This window comes from Pseudomonas vlassakiae, assembly GCF_014269035.2.
GTDB lineage: Bacteria > Pseudomonadota > Gammaproteobacteria > Pseudomonadales > Pseudomonadaceae > Aquipseudomonas > Aquipseudomonas vlassakiae.
The window spans coordinates 30,737-43,352 of record NZ_JABWRP020000019.1; the positions used below are offsets into that span (position 1 = coordinate 30,737).

Genomic DNA, 12,616 nt, shown 5'->3' on the forward strand with positions numbered 1-12,616 from the left:
CCTTAACCGCGTGGCGCCTGGGCGCTGGCGACTTTTTCGGTGGAGCCGGCCACTTTCGGCGCCGGGTTGCTGGCCTCCAGGGCCTGGCGCTGCTGGGCGAGGGCGGCGAGGGTCTGTTCACTGGCCATCGGGGTTTCTTCCGGGGTCACCGGCGAGCCAGGGCGCACGCGCTGCAGGCCCTTGACCACGATGCGGTCGTCCTTGGCCAGGCCGCTACGGACGATGCGCAGGCCTTCGAGCTTCGGCCCCAGTTCCACGGCGCGGTAGGCGGCCTTGTTGTCCTTGTCCATGACCAGCACGAACTTCTTGCCAAGGTCGGTGCCGACCGCTTCGTCGTTGATCAGCACGGCGTCGTACTGGGCGCTGCCCACCAGTTTCAGGCGTGCATACAGGCCTGGGGTGAACTGGCCGTCGCGGTTGTCGAACACGGCACGGCCGCGGATGGTGCCGGTGCGCGGGTTGACCTGGTTGTCGACGAAGTTCATCTGGCCCAGGTGCGGGTTGCCGGTTTCGTTGGTCAGGCCCAGGTACACCGGGGTGCTCTGGCCGCGCTGGCCTTCGCGTGCCAGCTGGGTGTACTTCAGGTACACGCGCTCGTCGGCGTCGAAGTAGGCGTACACCTTGTCGGTGGACACTACGCTGGTCAGTGGCGTGACATCGGCGGTGACGATGTTGCCGGCGGTGAATTCGGCACGGCTGACACGGCCGCTGATCGGCGCGGTGACGCGGGTGAAGCTGAGGTTCAGGCGAGCCAGGTCGAGCTGGGCCTGAATCGCGTCGACCCCGGCGCGGGCTTCGGCGGCGGCGCTGCTGCGCGACTCGGCCAGCTCGGCGGAAATGGCGTTGCTGTCACGCAGGCGCTCGCCACGGCGGGCTTCGTTGGCGCTGCGGATGGCGGTGGCCTTGGCCTGTTGCAGTTGGGCTTCGAGGCGGCGCACCTCTGCCTGGAACGGGCGCGGGTCGATCTGGAACAGCAGGTCGCCTTTCTTCACCTGGGCGCCTTCGGTGAACGCCACCAAGTCAATCTGGCCGGAGACCCGTGGCCGCACTTCGACGGTTTCCGGCGCTTCCAGGCGGCCGGTGAACTCGTCCCATTCGTTGATCGGCTGCTCGATGACCTTGGCGACGCTGACCTTGGGCGCGGCGGGAGCCTGCACGGCGTCGGGGGTGCGGCCACAAGCGCTGAGCACCACCACTGCCAGGGCAGCGAGGGGGAAGCGCAAGGGTTTGAGTGAGTGATCCATGGAGAACTCCGCCAATGTATTAGTAGTGGGCGGAGTGTGAGTGTCTTGCGCGCGACGCACGAATCGAACGGAGCGAAGGTTAATATCACGCGCAATGATATGTCTGGATCAATCATCGATGGCGGGCATGTGACGGCGGTTGCGGGTAAGCTCTCCAAAGCCTGTGCCGGCGAATAGGCCAGGCAGAAACCCCCGCACAGCGACTGAAACAGGCCCCACCTTGCACACCTACCACCGCCTGCCCGGCCCCCTTGGCATCGTCCTGCTCGGCGTGCTGCAAATCCTGGTCTGGGGCGGCTCGTTCTTCCTCATGGCGGTGATGGCCGACCCGATCAGCCGCGACACCGGCTGGCCCAGCCAATGGGTCTATGGCGCGTTGTCCCTGAGCCTGATGGTCTCGGCGCTGCTGGCCCCGTTGTCCAGCCGACTGGTCGCCCGCTACGGCGGCCGCCCGCAAATGGCCGCCAGCGGCGCGGTGGTGGCGGTGGGGTTGCTGATCATGGCCGCCAGCCACAACCTCGGGCTGTTCCTGCTGGCCTGGGCGGTGATCGGCATCGGCATGGCCATGGGGTTGTATGAAGCGTTGTTCGCCACCCTGGGCGGGTTGTATGGCGAAGGCGCGGGCAAGGCCATTACGGGTATTACCCTGATTGCCGGTTTCGCCTCGACCCTCTCATGGCCGACCGTGGCCATGGCCATCGAACAGGTCGGCTGGCGGGCGACCTGCGTGTGCTATGCGCTGGTGCTGATCGTGGTGGTGGCACCGTTGTACTGGCGGGTGCTGCCAGCGGGCGGGCGGGTCGAGGTGCCGGCCAAGGCACAGGCGCAAGGCGCAGCGGCCGGCGTGGACCCCCCGCTGTACCTGCTGCTGACCAGCATGTTCGCCATTGGCGCGATCATCATGACCGCCATCGCCGTACAGCTGGTGGCCGTGCTGCAGGGGTTGGGGCATTCGCTGCCGGTGGCCATCGGCCTGGCGGCGATGCTCGGCCCCAGCCAGGTGGCGTCGCGGGTGCTGCAGATCCTGGCTGGCAAGCGCCACCCGATCTGGACCGCGCTGGCCTGGGTGGGCCTGGTGCTGCTCGGGTTGCTGATGGTGACCTTTGTGCCGGCCGCCACTGCGGTGGGCTTGCTGGTGTTCGGCTGTGGCAACGGCCTGCGGGCGATCGTGCGTGGGTTGCTGCCGCTGGCGATGATGCCACCCGCGCAGTACGTGCTGCTGATGGGGCGCATGTCTCGGCCGTCGCTGATCGGGCAGGCACTCACGCCCGTGGTGGGGGGCTTTCTGTTCGAGCACTTTGGCTCGATGGGGGTGTTGCTGACCTTGTGCCTGCTGGCGCTGACCAATGTGCTGCTGGTGGGCATGGTGATGCATCGGGTGCGAACCAGCAGCTGAGGCTGCTGGCACCACCGGTTGGCTACCGGGTTCAGCAGCTACGCGCCGCTACTGGCTTGGCCCGACGATACAGCACGGTCGTCGCGGTGAACCCGCAGACCGCTGCGAACATCAGCCAGTAGGCCGGCGACGCTTTGTCCCCGGTGGCCTGCACCAACAGCGTCGAGACCGCTGGCGTGAAGCCGCCGAACAGCGCGGTGGCCAGGCTGAAGGCCAGCGAGAAACCGACCACCCGCACGTTCGCCGGCATCACCTCGGTCAGCGCCGCGACCATGGCGCCGTTGTACATCCCGAAGAAGAACGAGAAGTACAGCAACACCACAAGCAGGCGCTCGAAGCTGGCGGCTTCGGCCAGCCAGTGCATGGCCGGGTAGGCGGTCAGCACGCACAGCAGGGAAATCGCCAACAGCTGCGGGCGCCGGCCGATGCGATCGGAGAGCGCGCCGCCGATGGGCAGCCAGATGAAGTTGCTAACCCCCACCAGCAGGGTTACCACCAGGCTGTCGGTAGTGCTCAGTTGCAGCACGGTCTTGCCGAAGGTCGGGGTGTAGACCGTGATCAGGTAGAACGTCGTGGTGGTCATGGCCGCCAGCAGCCCGCCCGCCAGCACCGTGCGCCAGTTGTCGCACATCGAGCGGAACACTTCAGCAGCGCCCGGGTGGTGCCCGCGGGCCTTGAACGCGTCGGTCTCTTGCAGCGAGCGGCGAATGACGAAGATGAACGGTATGATCACGCAGCCGATGAAGAAAGGAATGCGCCAGCCCCAGGCCGCCACTTCGCTGGTGGCCATGCAGGCGTTGAGGCCATAGCCCAGCGCTGCCGCCACGACGATCGCCACTTGCTGGCTCGCCGATTGCCAGCTGGTGAAGAAACCGGTGCGCCCCGGCGTGGCGATTTCCGAGAGGTAGACCGAAACGCCGCCCAGCTCGGCGCCAGCGGAAAAGCCCTGCAACAGTCGGCCCAGCAGCACCAGCAACGGGGCGAGGATGCCAATGCTGGCGTAACCCGGCACCAGGGCGATCAGCACGGTGCCGGCGGCCATGATCGACAGCGTCACGATCAGCCCTTTGCGCCGGCCGACCTTGTCGATGTAGGCGCCCAGCACGATGGCGCCCAGCGGGCGCATCAGGAAGCCTGAGCCGAACACCGCGAAGGTCATCATCAGCGAGGCGAACTCGCTGCTGGCCGGGAAGAACGTCTGCGATATGTAGGTGGCATAGAAACCGAACAGGAAGAAGTCGAACTGTTCGAGGAAGTTGCCGCTGGTCACCCGCAGGATGGCGCCCAGCTTGGCGCCCCTGGTCTGTGTTGTTGTTTTCATCATGGCTACCGTTTTGCTCGCTTTTGTTGTTTTTGAGTGTTCAATCGCTGCCGGCATTGATCGGGTTGGGCTGGCGTTTCTCGATGGCGTGCTTGAGCAACGCCGCGCTGCGGAAGATGCCGTGGGCGAACTTGCTGTAAGGCATGGTCAGGAAGAACGCCATCACCAGCCCCAGGTGCATGGCCAGCAGCAGGCCAAGCGCGCTGGTCTCGCGCCACGCCAGCAGGGCCAGGCCGCTGGCGCTGACCAGCAACAGCAGGGCGATGAAACCGCGGTCCATGGGCTTCTGCTCGGCGTCGCCGTGGTCGGGGTTGCGCCGCAGGTTGAGGTACAGCAAGCCGGCGGGGCCTGCCAGCAGGCCGAGACCGCCGGCAATACCCAGCAGGACCGGCAGGCTCAGCACCGGGTATGGCGCCGCCAGGCCCAGCAGGTAGTGGTAGAGCGTCGCGGTGCCGGTCGCGGCCAGGCACAGCAGGAAGCCGTAGAAGGTCAGGTGGTGAAAGCGCCGCCGCCACAGGGTGAAGCGGTCATCGGCGTTGTTGCAGCCTTCGCCGTGGCCACCGTCCAGATACTTGAGCCTGGCCACGCTGGCCGTCGCCTCCAGGGCTGCGGCGGTCTTTAGCCCGGCGCCTGCCGCAGGGGGCGAGACGTCGCGCCAGAAGCGCCGCACGCCCAGGCCCAGGGCGATGAGCGCAAAGCCGAACACCGCGCCGAACATCAGTGCCAGGGTGTTGTGCGGGAAGATCCCGTAGAAGTTGCCGCCGGGCATTGCCGTGAACAGGTTGCCCATGGCCAGCAGTGTCAGGCACAGGAACAGCACCAGGCCGAAGCCGCTGGCCAGCGCCAGCGTCAGGCCATTGCGCTGGTACAGGCGGCCCAGGGCACGCGGCCAGGCGTATTCGGCATAGGTGTCGAGGCGCACCTTGGCCATGGCCTTGGGCACGTTGACTTCGAACGCATGGGGTGCGGCGTACTGGCAGGCATGCAAGCAGGCGCCGCAGTTGTGGCACAGGTTGGCCAGGTAGTGGATGTCGGCCTGGGTAAATTCCAGGCGCCGGGTCATCGCCGGAAACACCGCGCAGAACCCTTCACAGTAGCGGCAGGCATTGCAGATGCTCATCTGCCGTTGCACTTCGCTTTCGTGCACGTTCAGCACCGGGATCAGTTCGCTTTTCTGGGCCTGCGGATCAAACAGCTGCATGACGTACCTCCCGGGTGTCGACAAAGCCGGCGCTGGCAGCCGCCTGGACACCGGCAATCCGGCCGAACGCCGTGCCGATGGCCATGCCGATACCGGCGGTGTAGCCCTTGCCCAGTACGTTACCGGCCATCATTTCTCCTGCGACGAAAAGGTTGGGGCTGGGCTTGCCGGCGAAATGCACCGCAGCGCTTTCGTCTGTCGCCAGGCCCAGGTAGGTGAAGGTGACGCCCGGCTTGAGCGGGTAGGCGTAGAACGGTGGCTTGACCAGCGGGCGGGCCCAGTGGGTCTTGGCCGGGGTCAGGCCGGCGGTGTGGCAGTCGTCGAGCGCGGTATGGTCGAAGGTGCCGACCTGGCAGGCGTTGTTGAACGCCTCGATGGTCTGGCAGAACGGCGCCTCTGGCAGGCCCAGCTTGCGCGCCAGTTCCGTCAGGGAGTTGGCCGTGGTGCCTGGGAACACCGGTGGCATGAAGCGGCCGATGGCCTGCTGGTCGATGATCGAATAGGCCTGCTGGCCCGGCTGGCCAGCTACCAGGCGGCCCCAGATGGCATAACGCTTGGGCCAGAAGTCTTCGCCCTCGTCATAGAAGCGTTCGCCGTCGCGATTGACCACCACGCCCAGCGACACGCAGTCGATACGGGTGCAGATACCGCCGTCATACAGCGGTGCGCGGGCGTCGATCGCGACCATGTGCGCCTGGGTCGGGTCGCCGATGATATCGGCGCCGAGTTCGCCCAGGCGCTTGAGCAGGATGCCGGTGTTGAAGCGCGTGCCGCGGATCAGGAAGTTGTCCGACGGCCATTCGCCACGGGCGTTCTGGCCCCAGGCTTCGCGCAACCACTGGCGATTGGACTCGAAGCCGCCCGCCGCCAGCACACAGGCCTTGGCCTGGATGCGTTCTGCGGGTAGTTGCCGGCCCTCGACCTCGCGGGCGGGCAGGTGAGCGGCGACGAACCTGCCGTCTTGCAGCTCGATATCGCAGACCTGGGCGTTGTAGCGCACCTGCACGCCAAGCCGTTCGGCACTGCGGAAATAGGCGTTCACCAGGGCCTTGCCGCCACCCATGAAGAACGCGTTGGTCCGCGCCACATGCAGGGCGCCGGACAGCGGCGGCTGAAAATGCACACCGTGGCTGCGCATCCAGTCGCGGCAGCTGGAGGAGGCACGAATGGCGATGCGCGCGAGTTTTTCGTTGGTCAGCCCGCCGGTGACCTTGAGCAGGTCTTGCCAGTACTCCTCTTCAGGGTAGGCGTCGACCAGCACATCCTGGGGCGCGTCGTGCATGCAGCGCAGGTTGCGGGTGTGTTGCGAATTGCCGCCACGCCAGGCCTTGGGCGCGGCTTCCAGCAGCATGACGCTGGCGCCGGCCTCACGGGCCATCAGCGCGGCGCAGAGGGCGGCATTGCCGCCGCCGATTACAAGAACATCGATCATTTTCGCTCCTCGGTCGCAAGGAGGCATGAACGAAGAGCCCCTTGCGAGTGAGCAGAAAATAGGGCGGTCGGCGAGGCGTCGAAAGGCGGGTTACGGCATGAGGTGTTCAGTTTTACTAAAGGCTGGCCTCTTCGATCCAGGTCGCCCCTGGCCATTGCCGCTGGCTGACCAGCTGGTGAGCAACGTCGATGATCACCCGTCGTGCGGCCAGCGCGGCAGGGGACAGCTCATCCTCCGCCAGGGTCGCCAGCAGGTTGCGCCGGCCAACGTGGGCGTCGCTGATCTGCGCGACCCGCAGCCCGCTTTCACCGCTGAGCGCCGCTGCGGCTCCGGGCTGGATGGTCGCGGCATGGCCCGCACGCACGGCGTTCATCAGCACGGCCAGGCCATCGACTTCCATGATGATGTTGGGCACCAGGCCGGAGCGTTCGAATGCGGTCATCAGGGTCGAGCGCAGCCCATGCTGGACACTGGGCATGACCAGCGGCAGCTGGCCCAGGTCGGCCAGTTGCACACTGTTTACCGGCGCATGGGCCAGCTGTGGCGGGCTGATGACGAATAGCTTTTCATCCAGCAGCGGCGTCACGCTCCAGCGTTTGCCACCCTCGAGCTGGAACAGGATCGCAAGGTCGATCTGGCGGGCGTTGAGCTGCGCGGCGAGGTGCCCGGAGAGCATCTCAACCAGGTGCAGCTGGATGTCGGGGTAGCGCTCGCGCATGGCACTGATCAGCGGCAGCGCGAGCACGGTCGCAGTGGTCGGTGGCAGGCCGACGGTGACGTAGCCGCTCATGCGCCCACGGTGGGCGGCCAGGATGGCGTTCTCGGCCTGGCGCAGGCTGAGTTGGGCATGGTGCAGAAACGCCATGCCGGCGCTGGTGGGCGTGACACCTGTGCTGCTGCGGTTGAGCAGGCGGGTGCAAAGCTCGCTTTCAAGCTTGGCGATCTGCTGGCTCAGGGCAGAGACGCCGACCTCCAGTTCGAGCGCGGCGCGGCCAAGGCTGCCGTGCTCGATGATCTTGATGAAGTAGCGCAGTTGCCTGAGTTCCAAGGGGGCTCCTGACGAAGGCAGAGGGAATGAGGGTTGGGCGTTAGTGTAACGTGCCTGCTGCGTCAGGCTTGTGCTCGGTGCCCTGCAGCCGCAGCTGCCGTTACCGGATCATGCGCTTTCCCGGGTAATCAATTCGCATTGCAGCAGGTTCAAGCGTTCCACTTCACCCTCATGGGCCACGCATCCCAGATGCTGCAACACCCGCATGGCTGCCAATTCGCCAATTTGCCGCGATGGGGGCCGCAAGGTGGTCAGGCTGGGTAACAGCATCTCGGCGAAGGGGTAGTCGCCAAAACCGACGATGGCCATGTCCTCGGGCAAGCGCAGCCCGGCACGTTGGCCGGCCAGGAGTGCGCCGGCGGCCAGGTTGTCGTTGGCGAAGATGATCGCCTCAGGACGAGGGTCGCGACGGATCAGCGCCTGCATCGCCTGCTTGCCGGCTTCAAACGGCGCGCAGTCAGTCGACGGCACGAACACCCAAGGCTCGAGCCCGGCTTCACGCAGTGCTTCGATATAGCCATCGCGCCGCTCCAGCGCGCTGAGGTCACCCGCCGCGCTGTTCTGCACGAAGGCTATGCGCCGGTGGCCCTTGCCCAGCAGATAGCGGCACGCCTGCACACCCACCTGGTGATGGCGGAAGCCAACCTGCAGCGGCGACCGTTCCGGGCGATAGTCCCAGATCTCCACCACCGGTACTTCGGCCTCGGTGAGCATCTTTTCGGTGGCCGGGCTGTGGAAATGGCTGGTCACCACCAGCGCTGCCGGCGACCAGCCGAGAAAGGCCCGCACGGCGCTTTCTTCCTGGGCCTCGCTGAAATAGCTGGACGCCAGCAATAGCTGGTAGCCATGCCGGGTCAAGGTGTCGCTGAAGGCCTGGATGGTCTGGGCGAATATCGGCCCGGAAATGTTCGGAATGACCATGCCGACGATTCGGCCACGGGCAGAGGCGAGGCCTCCCGCCACCAGGTTGGGCACATAACCTAGCGCTTGTACCGCGGCCTCGATGCGTTCGCGCAGGGGTGGGGATACCTGCCCGGGCTGGTTGAAGTAGCGCGACACGCTGATGGCCGACACGTTGGCGGCCCGCGCCACGTCCGCGAGCGTGACACGGCCCGCGCCACGGCGCTTGCGGGTGGGTTCCTTGGCTTGGCTCACAGGCTGGCCTCGATGGGAAATGCCGCGATGGTAGCGCTAACGAAGGCCGATATGGCAAATAGCTTTATGGAATATAAATCGTATTTTTAAGTATTTGACCTGCTAAGCATGGGCCTCTGATACTTGTTGATGTTAGCGCTAACAAGCGCGGCTGTTGGCAAGCGCCTGCCACTCGCACGAGCGAGACCAGACACCCACAGCAATACCCGTGTCGGCCCCGTGCGGGCCATGGTCTGGTCTTTCAAGGCAGTCGCATCATGCACAAACACCGCAAGGCATTCCCGTTCAAGCAACGCCAACCACTGGCCGCCGCTGTATTGCTGGCTGCCATCGGCCAACCCACGCAAGCGGCCGAACCCGCGCCGCAGGCCACGTCGCTGGACGCGGTGACCGTGACCGCCACCCGCCGCGAGTCGACCTTGCAGGAGGTGCCGGTGGCCGTTTCGGTGATCGATGGCGAACAGCTCGAACGCGACAATCGCAACAACGTCGCCAGCATCGTTCAGCAGGTACCCACGCTCAATTACCGCGCCGGCGCGTCGAACAAGGACACCTCGTTGTTCATTCGCGGGGTGGGGACCATTTCCACCTCGCCCGGCGTCGAGCCGACCGTGGCGACCGTGGTCGATGGCGTCGTGTTCGGCCGCCCTGGTCAGTCCACCCTCGACCTGCTCGACCTGGAGCGTATCGAAGTACTGCGCGGCCCGCAGGGTACGCTGTTTGGCAAGAATGCTTCGGCGGGTGTGCTGAACGTGGTCAGCAAGGCCATCCCTGAACAGACTCAAGGCTACGTGGATTATTCGCACTTCGGCGGTGGTGACGAAAACCGCCTGCGCTTCGGCATCGGTGGCCGCCTGAACGAGCAGTTAAAAGGCTCGTTGAGCACCTTGTGGGGCGACTACGACGGCAATGTCGAAAACGTCGCCAATGGCCACGACGTCAATGGCTACCAACGCAAGGGCGCCCGCGGCAAGCTGGAGTTCGAGCCCGGCGATGACCTGCGCCTGACACTGATCGCCGACTACATGAAAGGCGAGGACAGCTTGCCCAGTGGGGTGATCACCAGCGCCAGCACGGCCATCGCCAACCAGTTGCGCCCGGTTGTCCCCAGCGCGCACAACCGCGACATCAACAGTGACTTCAAGACCCACGTCGAAGACGAGAACCAGGGCCTGTCGGCACAGCTCGATTGGCAGCTGGGCGACTACACGCTCACCTCAATCAGCGCCTGGCGTGGCTGGGACAACACCCAGTACCAGGATGGTGACCGTCGCGCTGTGCTGCCGGTCACGGCCTCCCACGACAAAGGCACCGTGGACTATGACCAGTACAGCCAGGAGTTTCGCCTGACGTCGCCCAAGGGGCAGTTCAATGAGTACGTGCTGGGCGCCTTCTACATGCACGGCACCTCCAACGAGACCTATCAGCGGCTTTCGGTCAACGGCGGGGTGGCCAACACGGGCAGGGCGGATTACTCGACGACCAACGACAGCGTCGCGCTGTTTGGTGAAAACACCTTCAACTTCACCGACGATTTGCGCGCCATCTTCGGCTTGCGCTGGACCCATGATGACCTCGAGTACGACCACCGTCGCGTATCGACTTCAGCCACGGCGGTCACCGGCATCCAGCCGTCGACCGCCAGTTCCGGCTCGGTGGACGAAGACGGCTGGAGTGGCCGTACCGGCCTGCAGTACGACTTCAACGACAACCTCACCGGCTACGTCACCTATTCGCGCGGCTACAAGGGGCCGGCGTACAACGTGTTCTTCAACATGCAACCGCGTGATACCCAGGCGCTCAAGCCGGAAACATCCGACGCCTACGAGGTCGGCCTGAAAGGCACCGCGCTGGATAACCGCCTGATGGCCAACCTGGCGGTGTTCCACACCGATTACGATAACTACCAGGCCAACTTCTTCGACACCGTGGCCAACCAGGTGGTGACCCGCCTGGTCAACGCCGGCAAGGTCAAGACCCAGGGCGTCGAGCTCGATGCCAGCTTCCAGGCTACCCGTCAGCTCAAGTTCTCCGCCGCTGCGGCCTACACCAAGGCGCGGGTCGATCATTTCAACTGCCCGGTCGGGGCGGCGGCCAATTGCAACATCGACGGCGGCCGCCTGCCGTTCACCCCGGACTGGAAGACCTATGTGCGCGCCGATTACGTGATCCCGCTGGAGAACGGCCTGGATGTGGAGCTGGCCAGCGACTACAGCTGGCAGGACTCGGTGCAGTTCAGCCTGGACCAGAACCCGGACACCGTGCAGGGCGCTTATGGCATCTGGAACGCCAGCATCGCCCTGGCCGACTACAACGACGGCTGGCGCGTGGCGTTGCTGGGCAAGAACCTGGGTGACAAGTCCTACGCGCAGATGCTGGCCAGTGGCGGCGACTATATCTACCGGGCCGTGCCGCGTGATGACGGGCGTTATTTCGGCGTTCAGCTGCGCAAGGATTTCTGACTGTGCGAGCACTGCAAGGAGACAGAGCATGAGTCGTCAAATGAGCCTGGGGGCCTTTCTCATGGCCACCGGGCACCATGTCGCCGCCTGGCGTCACCCGGACGTGCCCGCCGACCCGCTGGATTTCGCCAGCTACCGGCGTACTGCGCAAATCGCTGAAGCGGCCTGCTTCGACGCACTGTTCGTCGCCGACAGCGTTGCCGCCCCCAGCGATGCGCTGGCCAGCCGCAGCGCCCGATCAGTCCATTTCGAACCCTTGACCCTGCTCTCGGCGCTGAGCATGGTGACCGAGCGCATTGGCCTGATCGCCACGTCCACCACCAGTTACAACGAGCCCTACCATGTGGCACGCAAGTACGCCTCGCTCGATCATCTCTCGGGCGGCCGTGCCGGCTGGAACCTGGTGACCTCCGACGCCGCCGCCGAGGCCGGCAACTTCGGCCGCGATGCGCATATTCCCCATGCCGAGCGTTACGCCCGGGCCCGCGAGTTCCAGCAGGTGGTGCAGGGCTTGTGGGACAGCTGGGCGGATGACGCCTTCGTCCGGGACAAGGCCAGCGGCGAGTTTCACCGGCCGCAGGCCGTGCGCAGCATCGACCATGCGGGTGCGCACTTTCGGGTTCGCGGTCCGCTCAACGTGGCTCGCTCACCTCAGGGCCGACCGGTGCTGGTCCAGGCCGGGTCGTCCGAAGCCGGTCGCGAGCTGGCGGCCGAAAGTGCCGAAGTGGTGTTCACCGCGCAGCCCAGCCTGGCCAGCGCCCAGGCGTTTTATGCCGACCTCAAGGGGCGCCTGGCCCGCTACGGGCGTAGCGACGATGAACTGAAGATCATGCCGGGCGTGTTCGTCGTGGTCGGCCGCAGTGCCGCCGAAGCCCAGGCCAAGTACCAGCAGTTTCAGGACCTGGTTGACCCCCGTGTGGGGGTTGCCTTGCTCGGCCGCATGCTCGGCAACTTCGACCTGTCCGGCTACCCGCTGGACGGCCCGCTACCGGCACTGCCACTGACTGAAGATGGCCAGCGCAGCCGCCAGCGACTGCTGACCGAACTGGCGGGGCAGGAGCAGTTGACCCTCGCCGAGCTGGGACGGCGCATCGCTGGCGGGCGAGGGCACTACAGCCTGATCGGTACGCCGACGCAGATCGCCGATGCGCTGCAGGCCTGGTTCGAAGGCCACGCGGCCGACGGCTTCAATGTGCTGGTCCCGCACCTGCCGCAGGGGCTCGAAGATTTCGCCAGCCTGGTGGTGCCCGAGTTGCAGCGCCGGGGCCTGTTCCGCCGCCAGTATCAGGGCCACACCCTGCGCGAGCACTTGGGCCTGCAGCGGCCCGTCAATCCCTATTTTGCCGAGTGAGGTCAC

General features: G+C 65.6%; 9 protein-coding genes. 3 read left to right on the forward strand and 6 right to left on the reverse strand.

All coding sequences use genetic code 11. The features are described from left to right. Positions 1-2: 2 nt before the first annotated feature. Positions 3-1,244, reverse strand: coding sequence for a multidrug efflux RND transporter periplasmic adaptor subunit MexE (gene mexE / locus HU738_RS21440; RefSeq protein ID WP_176510036.1), 1,242 nt, complete (start codon positions 1,242-1,244; stop codon positions 3-5). Positions 1,245-1,515: 271 nt separating this feature from the next. Between mexE and HU738_RS21445 the strand changes: the two genes are divergently transcribed. Then, positions 1,516-2,640 carry an MFS transporter gene (locus HU738_RS21445; RefSeq protein ID WP_186603032.1) on the forward strand — a complete coding sequence of 375 codons (1,125 nt, stop codon included), beginning with the start codon at positions 1,516-1,518 and terminating at the stop codon, positions 2,638-2,640. A 31-nt stretch (positions 2,641-2,671) separates the two neighbouring features. Here the strand turns inward: HU738_RS21445 and HU738_RS21450 are convergent, their stop codons facing one another. From HU738_RS21450 to HU738_RS21470, 5 genes are all read right to left on the reverse strand, one after another. Beyond that, complete coding sequence (locus HU738_RS21450) at positions 2,672-3,964, reverse strand: MFS transporter (protein WP_186602945.1); 1,293 nt, start codon at positions 3,962-3,964, stop codon at positions 2,672-2,674. Positions 3,965-4,001: 37 nt separating this feature from the next. After that, positions 4,002-5,162: a tricarballylate utilization 4Fe-4S protein TcuB gene (gene tcuB, locus HU738_RS21455; protein ID WP_186602946.1), complete on the reverse strand. Its 1,161-nt coding sequence runs from the start codon at positions 5,160-5,162 to the stop codon at positions 4,002-4,004. Beyond that, positions 5,149-6,594, reverse strand: coding sequence for an FAD-dependent tricarballylate dehydrogenase TcuA (gene tcuA, locus HU738_RS21460; RefSeq protein ID WP_186602947.1), 1,446 nt, complete (start codon positions 6,592-6,594; stop codon positions 5,149-5,151). The genes tcuB and tcuA overlap by 14 nt, the downstream gene beginning before the upstream one ends. A 115-nt stretch (positions 6,595-6,709) precedes the next feature. Then, the gene (locus tag HU738_RS21465; RefSeq protein WP_186602948.1) at positions 6,710-7,642 is read right to left on the reverse strand and encodes a LysR family transcriptional regulator; all 933 of its coding nucleotides are present in this window, start codon (positions 7,640-7,642) and stop codon (positions 6,710-6,712) included. Between the two features lie 108 nt (positions 7,643-7,750). Continuing rightward, a complete protein-coding gene (locus HU738_RS21470) occupies positions 7,751-8,797 on the reverse strand; it encodes a LacI family DNA-binding transcriptional regulator (RefSeq protein WP_186602949.1) in 1,047 nt (348 codons plus the stop codon). Positions 8,798-9,054: 257 nt separating this feature from the next. On the opposite strand from HU738_RS21470, the gene HU738_RS21475 reads away from it, so the two are divergent. Then, a complete protein-coding gene (locus HU738_RS21475) occupies positions 9,055-11,259 on the forward strand; it encodes a TonB-dependent receptor (RefSeq protein ID WP_186602950.1) in 2,205 nt (734 codons plus the stop codon). A gap of 28 nt (positions 11,260-11,287) precedes the next feature. Further along, the gene (locus HU738_RS21480; protein WP_186602951.1) at positions 11,288-12,610 is read left to right on the forward strand and encodes an LLM class flavin-dependent oxidoreductase; all 1,323 of its coding nucleotides are present in this window, start codon (positions 11,288-11,290) and stop codon (positions 12,608-12,610) included. Positions 12,611-12,616 lie beyond the last annotated feature (6 nt).